Below are 17,960 nucleotides of genomic sequence, written 5' to 3'. Positions count from 1 at the left end.
AAGTCTTAGTTATCCATAACCAAGACTAAACATTAGTATTTTCTTATTATGTAAATCTAATAGTTAGATTCTATTTTCGTAAAACAATTTGAGCAAGTCCATTACGTATTTAATTCGCACTTGTCTCTCAGTTAAGTCTTTTATAAATTTGACCTTAGTTGGACCATCAAGAGCAAAGCCTGTTGGATCTTTTTGCAATAATGACACAAGGAACATAGGGTTTATGTCAGCGGTAGGTTCAAATTCAATATAACCACCATTTCCATGCGCTTCTAATTTCTTCACTTTCAATGATGCTGCTAACATTTTAACTTCAGAAGTGACTAATAGTGTCTGAGTTGCTTCAGGTAATCCGCCAAAGCGGTCAATGATTTCTACTTTAAGCTCATCAAGTTCACCATTATTCGATACGCTAGCAATACGCTTATACAAAGATAATCGTGTGTTTACATCTGGAATGTAGTCTTCAGGAATTAATGAGGGTAGGCGAAGTTCAACTTCAGTTTGCTCACGAAGAAGATCATCCAATGATGGCTCTTTACCTTCTTTTAATGCTTCAACTGCTTGTTCTAGCATTTCCATATACAGAGTAAAACCAACAGATTGAATTTGACCACTTTGGCCATCACCCAATAATTCACCAGCTCCGCGGATTTCTAAATCGTGAGTTGCAAGAGTAAAGCCTGCACCTAAATCTTCCAGTGAGGCGATTGCATCTAAACGTTTTCTTGCATCTTTACTTAATGCTTTTGGATGTGGTGTCAGTAAATACGCATACGCTTGGTGGTGTGAACGGCCGACACGACCACGTAATTGGTGTAATTGTGCTAAACCGAGCTTATCAGCACGATCCATAATAATGGTGTTGGCAGTTGGAACATCAATACCGGTTTCAATAATCGTTGTACACACAAGAACATTGAAGCGTTGATGATAAAAATCACCCATGATACGTTCTAATTCTCGTTCACGCATTTGACCATGCGCTAAGGTAACTCGGGCTTCTGGGATCAGCTTTTCGATCTCTTCTGCTGCATTTTGAATTGTTTCAACATTATTATGTAGAACATAAACCTGGCCACCACGTTTGATTTCACGAAGAATCGCTTCTTTGATCACGTCATCCGCTTTTTCACGTACAAAGGTTTTAATCGCCAATCGACGAGCCGGTGGTGTTGCGATGATTGATAAATCACGCATGCCACTCATTGCCATATTCAAGGTTCTTGGAATTGGCGTTGCGGTTAGCGTTAGAATATCTACGTCTGAACGCATCGCTTTTACTTTTTCTTTTTGACGGACACCAAAGCGATGCTCTTCATCCACAATTAGTAAGCCAAGATCTTCAAACTTGATGCTGTCTTGCAGTAATTTATGAGTACCGATTAAAATATCGACTTTACCTTCCACTGTGGCAGCTAAAATCTCTTTTTGTTCTTTGGCTGACTTAAAGCGAGACAGTACTTCAACGCGAATAGGGAAGTTAGCAAAGCGATCTCGGAAATTCTCAAAATGCTGCTGAGCAAGTAGAGTGGTTGGAACCAATACTGCTACTTGCTTTTCATTGTGTGTCGCTAAAAATGCAGCACGCATTGCAACTTCTGTCTTACCAAAACCCACATCACCACATACTAGGCGATCCATGGCTTTAGCTTGACACATATCGGACAACACATCGTTAATGGCGATTTCTTGGTCATGCGTTTCTTCAAACGGGAAACTGGCTCTAAAGTCGGCGTAAGCGTCGCGATCTTGTTTAAAAGCAAAACCCGGTTTAATCGCACGCTTTGCGTAAACATCAAGCAGTTCTGCTGCAACATCTCTTACTTTTTCTGCTGCTTTACGACGTGCTTTACTCCATGCATCACTGCCCAATTTACTGATTGGTGCAGTCTCATCTGCACCTGCTGAATAGCGACTTATCAGGTTTAATGACGACACTGGAACGTATAATTTGGTTTCGTTTAGGTATTCCAACATCATGTATTCCGCTGGCATGTCACCAACATCTAATGTTTGAAGTCCCATGTAACGACCAATACCGTGATCAACGTGCACAACAGGCTGACCAATTTTTAGTTCAGCAAGGTTGCGGATTAAGGTATTGCTGTTAATTGATTTATTGTCACCGCGGCGGCGGCGTTGTATTACTCGCTCACCTAATAAGTCACTTTCACAGATAAAAGCAACGCATGGATTTTGAAGAATAAAGCCTCGTTCAGCAGAACCAATCACTAACGTTGCTTTATTTTTATGGCCAACGGCGTCTTTCATTGAATCACAAATGGCAGGTTTTAATTTAATACGTGCTAATAATTCAAGAAGGGCTTCACGACGACCTTCAGATTCAACAGAGAAAATAACCTGACCACTGAATTTCTCATAAAACTGACGAAACTGTGCAAATGGTTCTTTATTTTGGTGCTGAATTGCAATTTCTGGCAGTTCTAATAAATCAGGATTAAAACGGCCGGTTTTTTCAATCTCAGGCTCTTTTGCCAGTTTTACACGCGGATATTGTTTGAATAAGCCAAACATATCAGAGGTATTTAACCAAAGTTCATTTACCGGCAACAGCGGACGAAGTGGGTCCACTCGACGTTGATCGTAACGGTACTCGGCATCGGCCAAGAAATCATTGGCTGATTTTTCTATATCACCAATAGTAACCAGCAATGTGTTATCTGGTAGGTAGTCGAACAACGTTTCGGTTTCATCAAAAAACAGTGGTTGCCAGTACTCAATACCTGCAGGCCAAGCACCTTTACTGATTTGCTGATAAACAGACTCTGGCTCACGGCGAGCATCAAAGCGTTGACGCCAGCGAATACGGAAATCTTCTATCGCGACATCATCGGTTGGGAATTCATGAGCAGGAAGCAGGTTTATAGATTTTACTTCTTCAATCGTACGTTGGTTTTCAGGATCAAACTGACGAATGGTGTCAATTTCATCATCGAAAAAATCAATACGGTAAGGATGCGCATTACCCATTGGGAATAAATCAAGAATAGATCCACGGCTAGCATATTCACCATGACTCATGACTTGGTCTACGTGTAAATAACCGGATTTTTCTAGCTGTAATTTTAGCTTATCAAACGATAGGCGATCACCTACCTTTACGACTAATGCGTGTTTGTGTAGGAAAGATTGCGGTGATTGACGTTGTAATAAGGTACTAACAGGAACAATTAGCGTCCCATCTTTTTGCTGAGGCAAATGATATAGGCGCGATAAACGGTCAGAAATAATGTCCTGATGCGGAGAAAAGCTGTCGTAAGGAAGGGTTTCCCAATCAGGAAAAACCTCTACTGAACGTTGGCTAAATTGGTTGATTTCATTTTGTAAACGAAATGCCAACTGCGGTTCAGTAACCGCAACCACGACAGGGCCAGTGTGTTGTTGCTCAATCTCTGCAATCGCAAGCGCTAGAGAAGAGCCCGTAAGATTACCAATTGAGCGTGTATCATTGGCTTTGGTTGGTAACGGTAATGACAGTAAGTTTTTTATAGGCATCAGGATATTCAGTTATTAGGTTAAGTTGCGTTCTTGAGCTCGAAGTTTAAGCACTTTCTGTTGTTGAAAGAGTGCGGCTTTGATTAGTAAATCTTGGTCGATATCACGAAGTAGGTCGTAAGCCATTTCAATGAGGTAGCCAGTTTCTGTTTCTGTGCATTGAGTTACTTTAGCATAACAGTAAATTGCTGCTGGTGGATGCTCAAGAAAAAGTTTTACTTTGGCTTTTTGATCTATATTCAGTGCGTTTTTGCTTTCGAAAGTAAATTTACTCGCTCCAAAGCTTACGGTTTTTTGGCGATAAGCTTCATCGTCTTGTTGAATTAACAAATAAGACAGTAGTAGATTCAGTTTTTGATTTTGATTGTTTAAATAATTAGCAAGGCGTTTGCCATCATCTAACTTTAGAAAAGAAAGCTCATTCTCAGAAACATCGTCAAGTGAGCTGCATTCTTGAGCAACTCGAAATGGTGCAGGTATTTCACGTTCAAACGTTTCCATGTTTGGTAGCGCAGCATCGTTCGACAGAGGTTCAACATTGATGGTTAAATCGTAGTGAACCGAAAAGTATTCATTATGTGACATAAACGTCCCTCTATTATTATTTCTTGATTATGGCGAAGTCACTGGATATCAGCAAGTGTTTAATCGGTAACAATGATGAACAAAAGAGCAAAAAAAGGAATAAATACCAGTATTTTACGTGATAGACTGTATTCATTATTATAGCTTCAAAAAGCATGATTGAGAGAATTTATGTTTCATCCAGTATCAGTATTTATAGGGTTGCGATATTTAAGAGGACGCTCTGGCGATAGATTCAGTCGTTTTATCTCTTACATGTCTACTGCGGGGATCACTATTGGGGTACTGTCCTTAGTGACGGTATTGTCTGTGATGAATGGGTTTGAAGCCCAATTAAAAGATAGAATTCTTGGCGTATTACCTCAAGCGGTAGTATCGACTATCGAAGGTCAGTTAACCCCTTTAGAAGACGACCGTAATTACGTAGCAAGTTTGCCTCATGTTACTCAAGTCACGCCTGTGGTTCGTGGTGAAGCGATTATTCAAAGCGCAAAAGGGTTGAGCGCGGGTATGCTTGTTGGTATTGATCCTAATGAATATGACCCTATTGCTTATGAATTAATTTCAGGCAATGTGCGTCAACTTAAAGCCGGAGAATACGGTATTTTCCTTGGTTCAAAATTAGCGCGAGAGTTAAGCGTTCGTTATGGTGACACCGTACGTATTATGGTAACGAATGCAAGCCAATACACTCCACTAGGGCGTATTCCAAGTCAACGTAACTTTAAAGTTGTCGGTGTATTTAATACGGGATCTGATGTTGATGGCCAATTAATGGTTGCGAACATTCAAGATACCGCTCGTTTGATGAAATTGAAAAAAGGTAATATTACAGGGTGGCGCTTATTCTTTGAAGACCCATTTCAAGTGACAGAGTTAGCTAAATTACCGTTAGAAAAAAATATGACGTGGAGTGATTGGCGCGATCAACGCGGAGAGTTATTCCAAGCAGTAAAAATGGAAAAAAACATGATGGGCTTAATGCTTGGTCTTATTGTCGCTATTGCGGCGTTTAATATCATTTCCGCACTGATTATGGTGGTAATGGAAAAACAAGCCGAAGTTGCGATACTAAAAACACAGGGCATGACGAGTAACCAAGTACTCTCTATCTTTATGGTTCAAGGGGCAAGCAGTGGCGTTATTGGAGCCATTGTTGGTGGTACGTTAGGTGCATTATTTGCTAGTAATATTAATGTTATTCTTTCTACACTTGGATTATCGTTATTTACTGTTGGTGGATCTTTACCTGCACAGGTTGAACCATTACAAGTGTGTGTAGTCATTATTCTAGCAATTTTATTAAGTTTATTAGCGACCGTATTCCCATCTTATCGAGCGGCAGTCGTACAACCAGCAGAGGCATTAAGATATGAGTAATCCATTATTAATTTGTCAGGGTATTCGCAAGGTTTACCAAGAAGGCACGATGGAAACTGAAGTGCTTAAAGGGGTTGATTTTCAAATTAATGAAAGTGAATTAGTTGCCATTGTTGGTTCATCTGGTTCTGGTAAAAGTACATTACTGCACATTCTTGGCGCACTTGATGAGCCAACAGCAGGAACGGTACATTTTCAACAAAATGAACTGACAAAATTGAGTGCGAATAAGCAAGCAAAAATCCGTAATCAACATATTGGATTTGTGTATCAATTTCATCATCTTCTGTCTGACTTTAGCGCGTTAGAGAATGTGGCGATGCCGTTGTTAATTGGTGGTGTTCATAAGAAAGAAGCCGCACTACGTGCAACAGAATTACTTGAGAAAGTAGGTTTAGCTCATCGTATTGAACATCGTCCTTCAGAACTGTCAGGTGGCGAGCGCCAGCGTGTGGCGATTGCTCGTGCGTTAGTCAACAAACCTGCTTTAGTGCTTGCTGATGAACCAACAGGTAATTTGGATCATAAAACCGCATTAGATATTTACAATTTAATGCGCGAACTGAATCAAGAGTCAGGTACTGCATTCTTAGTGGTCACACACGATAATGAATTGGCGGCTAAATTAGATAAACAACTAAGCATGCAAGATGGCCGCTTTATTACTGAAACGGTTCGCTCTACATTAAACAAAGAGCAGGAGGCGTAATGTTTTCACCGCTTTCTCTTTTTATTGGTGGCCGCTTTGCACGAGCTAAACAGCGCAACAAGATGGTGTCGTTTATTTCGATTTCATCCACGCTTGGTATTGCTATTGGTGTTGCAGTGATCATCATTGGTCTCTCTGCAATGAATGGTTTTGAGCGTGAATTACAAAATCGAGTGCTTTCGGTAATTCCACATGCTGAGCTTGAAGGGGTTAAAAACCCAGTATCTGATTGGCAAACCATGATGTTCCAAGCTAAGAAACACCCAAAGGTTACTGGTGCTGCACCCTATGTGCGATTTACCGCCTTACTTGAGCGAGGCAGTAAATTAAAAGCGGTTGAAGTTAGAGGTGTAGAGCCTTTATTAGAAGGGGCGGTTTCTAAGTTACCTGAGTATATTGATAACGAGGCATGGAAGGCGTTCGAAGCCAATAAACAAAGTGTTATCTTAGGCAAGGGCGTTGCGGATACATTAAATGTAAAGGTCGGAGATTGGATCACCGCGATGATCCCAGATGAGAATCCAAGTAAGCAGCTCCGCTCTCCAAAACGTCAACGCTTGCAAGTGGTTGGACTATTGTCTTTAGGTGGGCAGGTCGATCATGGTTTAGCGATTGTTCCTCTAAAAGATGCGCAGCAGTATATTAATCTAGGTGACAGTGTCACTGGTGTATCATTACAAGTTAGTAGCGTTTTAGATGCTCAAAATATTGTCCGTGAGGTAGGGGGAACATTAACGGAATATGTTTACTTACGCAGCTGGGTTCAGAAATACGGTTACTTATACCGAGACATTCAATTGGTTCGTTCAATCATGTACCTTGTTATGGTGCTTGTTATTGGCGTGGCGTGTTTTAATATCGTATCAACTCTCATGATGGCAGTGAAAGATCGCTCTGGTGACATTGCTATTTTAAGAACCATGGGTGCAAATGACGGTTTAATTAAACGTATCTTTGTATGCCAAGGGATATTCTCTGGCGTGACAGGCAGTTTAGCGGGTTCGGCGCTAGGTTCATTTGTTGCACTAAACTTAACACCGATGATTAAAGGGTTAGAGTCACTCATTGGTCATCAGTTTTTATCTGGTGATATTTATTTTGTTGATTTCTTACCCTCAGAGTTAGTTTGGAGCGATGTCGCTATTGTGACAGCGACGGCGATATTTTTAAGTGCTATCGCGACTTGGTATCCTGCAAGAAAGGCAAGTCAGTTACATCCTGCAGCGGTGTTGAGCTCTAAGTAAGTGATATTTCATTTAGAATAAAAAACCTCTAGATTATATAAATTAGGGGTTTTATATCCGCTTTACTTGTAGGGTTATTGTATTGTTCGGTTTTACCTATTGATATAATAACTAAAATTGATTAGAAATCCGTAAAGATTTTCTCTATTATACAGCTTACTTTGCTGTGTATCGGATTAGAGAAATAATGACAATTTCGGACAACAATACCATCGTAATTTTTGGAGCTTCGGGGGATCTTACTTTCCGCAAGCTTATTCCTGCTTTGTATCATCTGTACGCGAGTAATCAACTTTCAGAATCTTTTTCAATCTTAGGCGTGAGCCGCTCTCAATATGACGATGAGACGTATCGTGAAAAGATGAAAAAATCACTGCAAGAGATGGAAAAAACAGATCCAGAAACGCTTATTGCATTTTGTGAGCATTTACATTATCAAGCGGTAAATACCTCAGATGTTGATGATTACAGTAAACTGGCTGTTAAGTTAGACTTATTGGCTGACAAATACCAACTTGAGCAACAGAATACGCTTTTCTATTTAGCAACTCCGCCAAGCCTTTACGGTGTTATTCCAGCTTGCTTAGCAACTCATGGTCTTAACGATGAATCTAATGGCTGGAAGCGTCTGATTATTGAAAAACCATTCGGATATGATCTTGAATCAGCACAAAGCCTTGATAAAGAAATTCATAACCATTTTCAAGAACACCAAATTTACCGCATTGACCATTACCTAGGTAAAGAAACCGTTCAAAACCTACTTGTTCTTCGTTTTTCAAATGCGATGTTTGAGCCGTTATGGAACCGTAATTTTATTGATTATGTTGAAATCACTGGTGCAGAATTCCTTGGTGTTGAAGAACGTGGTGGCTATTACGATGGTTCTGGTGCCGTTCGTGATATGTTCCAAAACCATTTGCTACAAGTATTAGCAATGGTAGGCATGGAACCACCGGCTCAAATTAACGCCGATTCGATTCGTGATGAAGTGGTTAAAGTTCTTCAATGTCTTAAACCGCTTGAAGAAGATGATTTGCGTAAAAACCTTGTGTTAGGTCAATACACTGCATCTGATGTACGTGGCCAACAGTTAGCGGGTTACCGTGAAGAACATGGTGTTGCCGATGATTCTCGAACAGAAACTTACATCGGTTTAAAAGCTTATATCAATAACTGGCGTTGGAATGGTGTTCCTTTCTATGTTCGTACTGGTAAGCGTTTACCGACTCGAGTAACAGAGATTGTTATTCACTTTAAACAAACACCACACCCAGTCTTTGGCCAGAATGCCCCTGAAAATAAATTGATTATCCGTATTCAACCGGATGAAGGCATCCAAATGAGCTTTGGCTTAAAAGAGCCGGGCGCAGGGTTTAAAGCAAAAGAAGTTAAGATGAACTTCTCATACGCAGACTTGCATGAAACTCAAATGCTTACGGCATACGAGCGTTTATTGCTTGATGCCTTAAATGGCGACGCAACGTTATTTGCTCGTACTGATGCAGTGGAAGCCTGTTGGAGATATGTGCAGCCTATTTTAGACTTCAAACAAGACCCTCAATCCTTATTTGGGTATGCGTGCGGTACGTGGGGACCACAAGAGGCCGATGAGCTGCTACAAAGAGATGATCGCGCATGGCGTTTCCCATGCAAAAATTTAACAGATACGGATTACTGCGAATTATGATCAATCACAAAATTTTTGCTACACCAGAATTGGTTGTTGAAAGCTTAGCAAATGAAATGAAATCGTACAGTGAGCAGGGCCAGCCTGTTCATATCTCACTGTCTGGTGGCAGTACACCAAAAATGTTGTTTCAGCTATTAGCTCAAGCACCATATGCTGAAGGTATTCAATGGAATAACCTTCACTTTTGGTGGGGTGACGAACGTTGTGTTGCACCAGACGACGCTGAAAGCAATTTTGGTGAAGCGAATGAATTACTTTTTCGCAAAGTAAATTTACCAGTAGAAAATATCCACCGCATCCGTGGTGAAGATGAACCAAAAGCAGAAGCAGAGCGTTTTGCAAAAGAGATGGCAGATGTCATCCCAACTGAAAACGGTACTCCAGTATTCGATTGGATCCTGTTAGGTGTTGGTGCAGATGGTCACACAGCTTCACTATTCCCAGGTGCAACAGACTACCAAGATGAGAACTTATCTGTATTAGCTTCTCACCCAGAGTCAGGCCAAATCCGTGTTTCTAAAACAGCAAAAGTTTTAGAGGCAGCAAAACGAATCAGCTACCTAGTGCTTGGTGCAGGTAAGGTTGAAATCGTTAAAGAAATTCATACAACTCCTGCTTCAGAGTTGCCTTATCCGGCAGCGAAAATCCAGTCTAAGACTGGTGAAACAGAGTGGTTCCTAGATTCAAATGCAGCAAGTGCTATCGCGTAATCGCAGATAGCCGCAAGGAGATAAAATAATGAAAGGTGATATCGGTGTAATCGGCCTAGCAGTAATGGGTCAGAACCTTATCCTAAACATGAACGACCACGGCTTCAAAGTTGTGGCTCACAACCGTACTGCTGCTAAAGTAGACGAGTTCCTAGAAGGCCCTGCTAAAGGAACTAACATTGTTGGTGCTTACACTCTAGAAGAGCTAGTTGAAAAACTTGAAGCACCACGTAAAGTAATGCTTATGGTACGTGCTGGTGATGTTGTAGATACGTTTATCGATAAGCTTGTACCACTTCTAGACAAAGGTGACATCATCATTGATGGTGGTAACACTAACTTCCCAGACACAAACCGTCGTGTTGCTGCTCTTCGCGAGAAAGGCATTCACTTCATCGGTACGGGTGTTTCTGGTGGTGAAGAAGGCGCTCGTTTTGGTCCTTCTATCATGCCTGGTGGTTCTCCTGAAGCTTGGGAAGCGGTTAAGCCTATCTTCCAAGGTATCTCTGCGAAAACTGACGCGGGTGAGCCTTGTTGTGATTGGGTTGGTAACGACGGTGCAGGTCACTTCGTTAAGATGGTTCACAATGGCATCGAATACGGTGACATGCAACTTATCACTGAAGCATACCAGTTCATGAAAGATGGCCTAGGTATGAACCACGACGAAATGCAGGCTGTATTTGCAGAGTGGAACAAAACTGAACTAGACAGCTACCTAGTTGAAATCACTGCTGACATCCTTGGCTACAAAGATGAAGACGGTGAAGCGCTAGTTGAGAAGATCCTAGACACTGCTGGCCAAAAAGGTACGGGCAAATGGACAGGTATCAACGCACTAGACATGGGTATCCCACTGACTCTAATCACTGAGTCTGTATTCTCTCGTTGCTTATCTGCACTTAAAGATCAACGTGTTGAAGCTGAGAAACTGTTCGGCAAGACTGTAGCTCCAGTTGAAGGCGACAAGCAAGAGTGGGTTGATGCAATTCGTCAGGCTCTACTTGCTTCTAAGATCATCTCTTATGCTCAAGGTTTCATGCTAATGCGTGAAGCGTCGAACGAAAATGGCTGGGATCTAAATTACGGTAACGTTGCTCTAATGTGGCGTGGCGGTTGTATCATCCGTTCTGCATTCCTAGGTAACATTCGTGATGCTTATGAAGCAAACCCAGAGATCGCATTCTTAGGTTCAGATGCTTACTTTAAAGGTATCCTAGATAACTGCATGGGCGCTTGGCGTAAAGTTGCAGCTAAGTCTATGGAATCAGGCATCCCAATGCCATGTATGACTTCTGCACTAACGTTCCTAGACGGCTATACTACAGCTCGTCTTCCAGCGAACCTTCTACAAGCTCAACGTGACTACTTCGGTGCTCACACTTATGAGCGTACTGACCGTCCACGTGGTGAATTCTTCCACACAAACTGGACTGGTACAGGTGGTGACACAGCTTCTACAACGTATGACGTATAATCATAACGTTGATAGATAATAAAAAAGCCCTTAACTTATAATGAGTTAAGGGCTTTTTTTTATTTGAATGAGAGAGCTATTAAATAATGCGCTTTCTGCGGTATCTTTTTACACAGTAGCCACTAATAAAGCTGCCAATCGCAATCGTTAATGTAATCACTGGTGCAGCCATAAGAGCCATTGTGATGTATTTAGCTAATTTCTCAGGCAAGAATGAAAGTGAATAACCAAAGCCAGTTAATAGAAGAATCCAGATAATCGCACTCATCCAAGCAAAATAATGGAAGCGTGATGCTTTTTGCATTCTTAACCCCATCATTAACGGAAGAAGAGGGCGTACAACTGGAATAAAGCGAGCGACGAACAGTGCAATTAGACCATGCTTAGCAAGTAAGGAATCTACCGTTTGTAAACGATGAGCAGGAACCGCATTGATCCACTTTTGAATCATTGGAAACTTATGCAACCAACGGCCTTGAATAAAGGCAAGTTGACTACCTATCGCTGCCGCCATAATGAGACCAGCTACAATCACAGGGTAACTGATCACATTTGCTGCGGCCAGTGAGCCTGCAAGGATTACTACACTGTCACAAGGAAGAGGTGCCGCAGGTATAAAGGCGCTTTCTAACCAAATAAATAAAATTAAACAAAAGTAAATCATCGTCATACTTGCTGGATTTTGTAGTACGGTGAAATCTTGTTGCCAAAGAGCCGTTAAAATCGAAACAAATGAGTCAAACATCGTCATTCTCCAGACGAAATTCAAGTAGTTAACTTGTTGAATAAGATACATGAGAATAAGGTAAGTGATTGATAAAGTCACTATAAAAATTCACTGTCATAAAAACTTCATGAAAAATTCATAAAACTATGTTTCAAGGTGTTTTCTTGCTTATGAAATGAGCGAAAAATCAGGTGTTATATAAATATTATTACCTCTTCCAAGAGGTGAAAGTGATAAATGGAGCAATAAAATTATAAACCATAGATTAAAATAGTTATTATTCAAATAATAAGGTTTTAGTTAATTATAATTTAGGTGGTGAAAGTATAATAAATATGAGTTGTGAAAGTATATTTAAAAAAATATATTTTACTATCTATTGGGTTTTTATCTAACCTGTTGTTTTGCATGTCATTTATTTAAGTGTTGGGTTGTTTGAATTATGTTGTAAGATAAACGTTTGTTATAATTTGCTTGGTTTTTGGATTGATGTATATTTCTAGTGAAATCTAATTCTCACCACTTATACCTATAACTTATGGGAGAATTTTATTTATTAATTGCTTAGTTTCAATGGGTTACTTATTGAAATTAAGCACTGAACTATTATGTTAATGACTTATTTGGTATTTGGTATTTGGTATTTGTTATGAATAAAATACACCTTGCTGCTTTAATTTTTGGTTTGTTTTCAGCTTCATCTTTAGCAAATATGACGCCTTATGTAGGTGTTAATTTAGGTATAGGGGGTATAGAGGCTCCTGATGCTGATATCGATGGAATGAACTATTCGCAAGAGTCGGGGAAGTTTGCTTGGGGGCTTAATTCGGGGGTTTTATTTAATACTGAAATGAATAATAAATTTCAGTATGGTGCTGAAGTTAGCTACTCATCATATGCAACAAATGAAACAAAAATTGAAAATCTAAAATTTGACTATGATGGTTATAACATCGCAGCTTTAGGTGTAACTAAATATAACTTTAATAAAAAGTGGAGTGTATTTGGAAAGGCGGGTGCAGCTTATACTGTTCAAGAGCTTTCAAGTAATGCGAGTAATTTTAATAAAAAAGAATCAAAAGTATTACCAAAAATTGCATTAGGAGGGGCATATAATGTGACTGATAATATGGCACTTAATGTAAGTTTTGAGCATGTTTTTGGTGATGATCTTGCTGAATTCACGAATAAGGCAAATCGTTATCAATTATCAGACTATACCAATGTTGGTTCTGTGACAGCGATGTATATTGGTGCTAGTTATTCATTTTAGCATGCAGTAATTACTTATATGTTATAACCCATACATAGCAATATGTCGTTTATTTATGCCCTTCTTAAAGTAAAGGAGGGCATCGTTAAAGCCGCACTCATTGGCTTTGTAGTTTTTAAGTATGAAATTTGTATTATTAATTGCAATAGCCATACGCACAATTGCTTGTTCTTTAGTCATTAATTGGTAGATAATAACATTACAGTGTAACTTTTAATTATTATTGTTGCGTATGTGTATTTGTTTTGTGTTAGCTATGTGGCGGGGTTTTTATTATTCCCACTATGTTAACTTAGGCAAGTATAAGATGTTGACATTAAATGGAAATAAGTATATCTATACTTATTATTGACGAGGTACTTATTAAGTAAGGTTTTTATGCTTTTTAAACTTAATGAAATCTATTGGAACCCAAAAACTAAAAAACTGTATAATTCATTAGAAGATGCAAGAAATGATTTGAATGAATACGGCTCAACTACTCCTTTAGTATCAGATATACTTAATTTATTAATTAAGGAATACCCTTTAGTTTGTAATAACGAGTATATTAAAAATGAACTTTGGGGTACTCAGTGGATATCTAATGAAAGCATACCTCAATTAATAAAACGAACCAGAGTTGCAATCCGGGATTCAGAAAGAGAAGTTATTGAAAATGTGAAAGGAACGGGTTATAAGATTAATAACCTACAAGTAATTGATTATAAAGAAAAAGTTTTATATGCTGAATGTGAAGTAATTAAAGATAATGTAGAAAAAGTTAAGTTGAAATCTGATGGTAATATCAAACAAAAACAATTTTCAATATTTTTGTTTTCAATTTTCGCATTTTTTTTTCGATGTCATCACTAATTTATTGCATAGAGAAACATGTTTTTTATGAATTGGTCCCTTTAAGTGAAATAGTCGAAGTGAAAGGTTTTGATTTTATAAAGTTATCAGATAATAAGTACATTTTAAAAACGAAAAATCAGGAATGCGAATTCAATCTGACTAAAAAAATAGCTCGATGTAAAGTATGAGAAATAAAATATCAAAAATATTATTATTAATATCTGCCATTAACTTTCTAATTATAATAGTTTGGCATAATGTTTATAGGGTAGATCTTAGTGGAACCATTACGATTAATGATTATGTTAAGTACACTAGATATATAAAGTATTTAGATTCAGTAGAAGTGTTAACAACATATTCGAGTGATGACTGTTCTGTCTCTATAAGCAGTGACACAAGTGAGTTCGTTGTTAATTATGACTTATCTCAGGGGCAAGTTTATGCCCATGATGGCAGTAATTATTACATATTAAACATATACTCATTAGGAGACTATTGCTTTGTTACTTTACCTGCAGGAAGTAAAAGTTTAAAGAAAATCGGATTTTTTTGTACCCATAGCAATTAAAAGAAATAATCAATTAGTAATTTTTATATATAGACTGTTAATAAAACTTCATTTATAGAGAATATAATTGTCTATAATTTGTCTTTCAAAGAAATTAATGTAAATTCTCCCCTGTATCGATGCGCTAAATCCATAGCTAGCATTATTGTGTAATTATACTTTTTGTTCAGGGTATTTTCTTGATTTCTAAATGTTCATTTTTATATCAACCAAAGATTCAACATGGGAATGTGATTGGCGCAGAAGCGTTGCTAAGGATCCCTGGCGTATCAAACATAGAAAACTATATTTCATTAATTACCAATAAGCCCTTGTTTGATTACTCTGTTATAAAGAAAGTACTATTGGAAAGACGTTCGTATTATGAATACCTTGGCATCAGCTTTCCAGTATCTATAAATATTTCAATTCAAAGTTTAGAATCTGACTTCTTTGTTGAAAAAGTCTCTAAACTTTTAGTGAACGAATCTGATATTACTTTTGAAATAACAGAAAATGATAACTATTTGTCATTAAATTGTGTGAAAAATGCGATGGGGAAATTTAAGTCTTTAGGCGTTAAATTCTCTCTCGATGACTTTGGGAAAGGGTTTTCTGACATTGAACATGTTTTAGCATTAGATTTAGATGAAATAAAAATAGATGGCTCTTTAGTTAAAAATATAGAGAATAACTTTTATCACTATAGACATCTTAAGTACATACTAGATGAACTGTCTGACATTCGTGATTTTCATATTGTCATAGAAAGAGTTGAAACTAATAAGCAATTAGATTTAATTGAGTCATATGGTAAAGAGTTATCATATCAAGGCTTTTTATTCTCCAAGCCAGTGAAAATATTTGACTTAAAAATCACTGGGAACCAAGGCGAAGTTGTAAAATCAATTGATGATAAGTTAGTTTTAGAGAAATTAGTTTATGATTTAATAAGAAATGATGACGATAAAATATGTGAGAGCATCATTAATGATATCCATATTGCTGATGAATTTAATAACCTCGGTTCAAAAGTATCGGACAGTTTGAGTATTCCTGAGGTGAAATTAAATTTACTTAAAAAATATAATAAAATAGCAGTAGGATCGAATAGTCCAGAAACTCGATTTTTTAAATCGTACCTGAATTGTACTAGTAGATTAGTAATTATTCGTGATTCAGAAGGCAATGCATTATTTAATAATCAAGCGCATATTGATTTTATGCAAATTGATCTTGTTGGATTGCCTTTGCCTAAAGTTTATGAGAAATTTGAGCAGTATAAAGGCTGTATTGCGATAGATAAAAGCTTAATTGAATCAAAGTCAAATTTTTTAGCTGTAAGAGAATCTGTTGATTTTGATGGAAAGATTAAATCGTATTATACATTTAGGCAAAAAATAACTCATTATGGAAAGATACTAATAATAACAATAGTTTATGATGAAGATGATCGGGATACTTTTCCTCGTGATGCATTGACCAATTGTTTCGATAGAACTATTTTAAATAGCTATTATATGAATAGCTTCAACATGGTTGCTTTTATTGATATGGATGGTTTTAAAAAAATCAATGATAAATTTGGCCATAAATTTGGTGATAATTGTTTGAATAGATTTATTGGATATTTAAGAAACGAATTAAGAGAAGAAGACTTAATTATTCGATACGGTGGTGATGAGTTTTTAGTATTTACTAAATGCAATGAAATTAATGTATTTAATGCTAGGTTGGAGTTAATTCGAAATAAAGTCGAACGTTTATTTAAATCAGATGATATTACTTTGTCTTTTTCTTTTGGTATTGATAATTTAGCTAAAGGCATTGAAAATGCGATTAATTATGCAGATGAGAGAATGTATTTAGATAAAAATAGATGAATTAATTAAGTCATAATATGTTAACTAAGATAAATAAAATTGCTTTAATTAGCTTGTGTGTATGCTATGCTTTTATTGGTACTATTATTTTTAATGTAAGCAATGAATCTGCAAGCTCAACAAATAAAAATAATATGATTCATCTTTTGGGTAAGTATGAAAGTGAGATTTTAATTAAAATAAATGAATATCTTACACTATCTAAGGTCTATCGATATTTAATTTTTACTCAAAACGCTACTATAACTGAGAATGATTTCAATTCAATATCTGAAAATCTTATAAATAATAATATAGCAATAAAAAGTTTACAGCTTGCACCTAATGGTTTTGTTAAATTCGCTTATCCTAAAAAGGGTAATGAAAGTGTATATATTGATTTATTTACAGACGAAAAAAGAAAACAGGATGCTTTTTATGCACGAGATAATAAGGTCAGTATGATGTCTGAACCTCTTGATCTTTTTCAAGGTGGCTCAGGATTAATAATTAGAACTCCAGTATTTGTTGGGAATAAATTCCAAGATTTTTGGGGGTTTAGTATTGTTGTGCTAAATATTGAACGTTTTATAAAAACAATATCCTTAAATGAATTATCAGTTGATGGATTTAATTATAAATTAAGCTTTATAGAAAAAAGTAGTAATAAGAATAAGATGATTAGTGAGTCTTCAGAAGCGGCACTATCTAACACTGTTGAACATCAGTTTTCGGTATTGAACCAGTGTTGGGTACTCTCTGTTAACTCTAAAGATAACTGGATTAATCCAATTGAATACAAATATAAAGTTTATCTTTTGGTTTTTTTTATTGTTGCAATGTGTGTGATTTCTTATATGTTTTTGAATTTATTAGAAAAAAAGAAGGAAATGTATAAGCTTTCACATATAGATTCACTTACTGGACTTTATAATCGACGCTCTTTTGATGAGAAATTTAGCTCATTATTTAAAACATCGATATTGTTATTTTCTGATCTTGATGGTTTTAAAAAAGTTAATGATATTTATGGTCATGAAGTAGGAGATCTGCTACTGATCGAAATTGCTAAAAGAATTAGATTAATTGTTGGTAAACGAGGTTATGTTTTTAGATTAGGTGGCGATGAGTTTTCAATTATTTTAAGGGATACCTTAGATCTAGACTTAGATATTTTTAAAAATGATATTATTAATTCAATATCTGAACCTATCACTATTGATGATGTTTCTTTAAATATAGGGATTAGTATTGGATATAGCCTATATCCTAATGATGGGTTAGATAAAGAGAATCTAATTAGAGTTGCTGACAAAAGAATGTATAAAATAAAGTTTAACAATTCTAAGTAAATGTGTTTAATATAGGGTGTTCATTGTCTGATGATTGCCTTT

The 17,960-nt window shown here is 37.1% G+C and carries 13 protein-coding genes; 10 read left to right on the top strand and 3 right to left on the bottom strand.

Annotated elements, in window-relative coordinates:
- Positions 1-63: 63 nt before the first annotated feature.
- Both mfd and PVK70_RS07145 read right to left on the bottom strand, forming a co-directional pair.
- Positions 64-3,519, bottom strand: coding sequence for a transcription-repair coupling factor (mfd, locus tag PVK70_RS07150; protein ID WP_130048146.1), 3,456 nt, complete (start codon positions 3,517-3,519; stop codon positions 64-66).
- Positions 3,520-3,534: 15 nt separating this feature from the next.
- Entirely contained in the window at positions 3,535-4,104 is a 570-nt protein-coding gene (locus PVK70_RS07145; RefSeq protein WP_130045833.1) for a PilZ domain-containing protein, read from the bottom strand.
- 171 nt (positions 4,105-4,275) lie between these two features.
- Here PVK70_RS07145 and lolC point away from each other — a divergent pair, with 171 nt between their 5' ends.
- The 6 genes from lolC (at position 4,276) to gnd (ending at position 11,317) form a co-directional block, all read left to right on the top strand.
- Entirely contained in the window at positions 4,276-5,484 is a 1,209-nt protein-coding gene (gene lolC / locus PVK70_RS07140; protein WP_122033529.1) for a lipoprotein-releasing ABC transporter permease subunit LolC, read from the top strand.
- The gene (lolD, locus tag PVK70_RS07135) at positions 5,477-6,193 is read left to right on the top strand and encodes a lipoprotein-releasing ABC transporter ATP-binding protein LolD (protein ID WP_130048145.1); all 717 of its coding nucleotides are present in this window, start codon (positions 5,477-5,479) and stop codon (positions 6,191-6,193) included. The genes lolC and lolD overlap by 8 nt, the downstream gene beginning before the upstream one ends.
- On the top strand, positions 6,193-7,437 hold the full coding sequence (lolE, locus tag PVK70_RS07130) for a lipoprotein-releasing ABC transporter permease subunit LolE (RefSeq protein ID WP_130048144.1): 1,245 nt from the start codon (positions 6,193-6,195) through the stop codon (positions 7,435-7,437). Before lolD ends, lolE begins: the two co-directional genes overlap by 1 nt.
- Before the next feature lie 187 nt (positions 7,438-7,624).
- Positions 7,625-9,127, top strand: a complete 1,503-nt coding sequence (gene zwf, locus PVK70_RS07125) for a glucose-6-phosphate dehydrogenase (protein WP_130045837.1) — start codon at positions 7,625-7,627, stop codon at positions 9,125-9,127.
- Positions 9,124-9,840 (top strand): 6-phosphogluconolactonase, encoded by a 717-nt coding sequence (gene pgl, locus PVK70_RS07120; protein ID WP_130048143.1) that lies wholly within the window; start codon positions 9,124-9,126, stop codon positions 9,838-9,840. Before zwf ends, pgl begins: the two co-directional genes overlap by 4 nt.
- A 28-nt stretch (positions 9,841-9,868) precedes the next feature.
- Positions 9,869-11,317: a decarboxylating NADP(+)-dependent phosphogluconate dehydrogenase gene (gnd, locus tag PVK70_RS07115; protein ID WP_130048142.1), complete on the top strand. Its 1,449-nt coding sequence runs from the start codon at positions 9,869-9,871 to the stop codon at positions 11,315-11,317.
- A gap of 79 nt (positions 11,318-11,396) precedes the next feature.
- Here the strand turns inward: gnd and PVK70_RS07110 are convergent, their stop codons facing one another.
- Positions 11,397-12,062: a DedA family protein gene (locus PVK70_RS07110; protein WP_130045840.1), complete on the bottom strand. Its 666-nt coding sequence runs from the start codon at positions 12,060-12,062 to the stop codon at positions 11,397-11,399.
- 631 nt (positions 12,063-12,693) lie between these two features.
- Here PVK70_RS07110 and PVK70_RS07105 point away from each other — a divergent pair.
- The 4 genes from PVK70_RS07105 (at position 12,694) to PVK70_RS07090 (ending at position 17,918) form a co-directional block, all read left to right on the top strand.
- The gene (locus PVK70_RS07105; RefSeq protein WP_130048141.1) at positions 12,694-13,317 is read left to right on the top strand and encodes an outer membrane protein; all 624 of its coding nucleotides are present in this window, start codon (positions 12,694-12,696) and stop codon (positions 13,315-13,317) included.
- Between the two features lie 378 nt (positions 13,318-13,695).
- Positions 13,696-14,172, top strand: a complete 477-nt coding sequence (locus PVK70_RS07100; protein WP_274441300.1) for a winged helix-turn-helix domain-containing protein — start codon at positions 13,696-13,698, stop codon at positions 14,170-14,172.
- Between the two features lie 732 nt (positions 14,173-14,904).
- Positions 14,905-16,587, top strand: a complete 1,683-nt coding sequence (locus PVK70_RS07095; protein WP_130048139.1) for a bifunctional diguanylate cyclase/phosphodiesterase — start codon at positions 14,905-14,907, stop codon at positions 16,585-16,587.
- A gap of 17 nt (positions 16,588-16,604) precedes the next feature.
- On the top strand, positions 16,605-17,918 hold the full coding sequence (locus tag PVK70_RS07090) for a diguanylate cyclase domain-containing protein (protein WP_130048138.1): 1,314 nt from the start codon (positions 16,605-16,607) through the stop codon (positions 17,916-17,918).
- Positions 17,919-17,960: the final 42 nt, after the last annotated feature.

Source organism: Aliivibrio sp. A6 (assembly GCF_028765505.1).
In the GTDB taxonomy this organism is placed as follows: domain Bacteria; phylum Pseudomonadota; class Gammaproteobacteria; order Enterobacterales; family Vibrionaceae; genus Aliivibrio; species Aliivibrio finisterrensis_A.
The sequence above is the reverse complement of the archived record's forward strand: the minus strand, read 5'-3'. Positions and strand labels throughout refer to the sequence as shown.

Bases quoted from the DNA above. Each gene is read 5' to 3' on its own strand.
- mfd (WP_130048146.1), bottom strand. From the start codon at position 3,519: ATGCCTATAAAAAACTTACTGTCATTACCGTTACCAACCAAAGCCAAT.
- PVK70_RS07145 (WP_130045833.1), bottom strand. From the start codon at position 4,104: ATGTCACATAATGAATACTTTTCGGTTCACTACGATTTAACCATCAAT.
- lolC (WP_122033529.1), top strand. From the start codon at position 4,276: ATGTTTCATCCAGTATCAGTATTTATAGGGTTGCGATATTTAAGAGGA.
- lolD (WP_130048145.1), top strand. From the start codon at position 5,477: ATGAGTAATCCATTATTAATTTGTCAGGGTATTCGCAAGGTTTACCAA.
- lolE (WP_130048144.1), top strand. From the start codon at position 6,193: ATGTTTTCACCGCTTTCTCTTTTTATTGGTGGCCGCTTTGCACGAGCT.
- zwf (WP_130045837.1), top strand. From the start codon at position 7,625: ATGACAATTTCGGACAACAATACCATCGTAATTTTTGGAGCTTCGGGG.
- pgl (WP_130048143.1), top strand. From the start codon at position 9,124: ATGATCAATCACAAAATTTTTGCTACACCAGAATTGGTTGTTGAAAGC.
- gnd (WP_130048142.1), top strand. From the start codon at position 9,869: ATGAAAGGTGATATCGGTGTAATCGGCCTAGCAGTAATGGGTCAGAAC.
- PVK70_RS07110 (WP_130045840.1), bottom strand. From the start codon at position 12,062: ATGTTTGACTCATTTGTTTCGATTTTAACGGCTCTTTGGCAACAAGAT.
- PVK70_RS07105 (WP_130048141.1), top strand. From the start codon at position 12,694: ATGAATAAAATACACCTTGCTGCTTTAATTTTTGGTTTGTTTTCAGCT.
- PVK70_RS07100 (WP_274441300.1), top strand. From the start codon at position 13,696: ATGCTTTTTAAACTTAATGAAATCTATTGGAACCCAAAAACTAAAAAA.
- PVK70_RS07090 (WP_130048138.1), top strand. From the start codon at position 16,605: ATGTTAACTAAGATAAATAAAATTGCTTTAATTAGCTTGTGTGTATGC.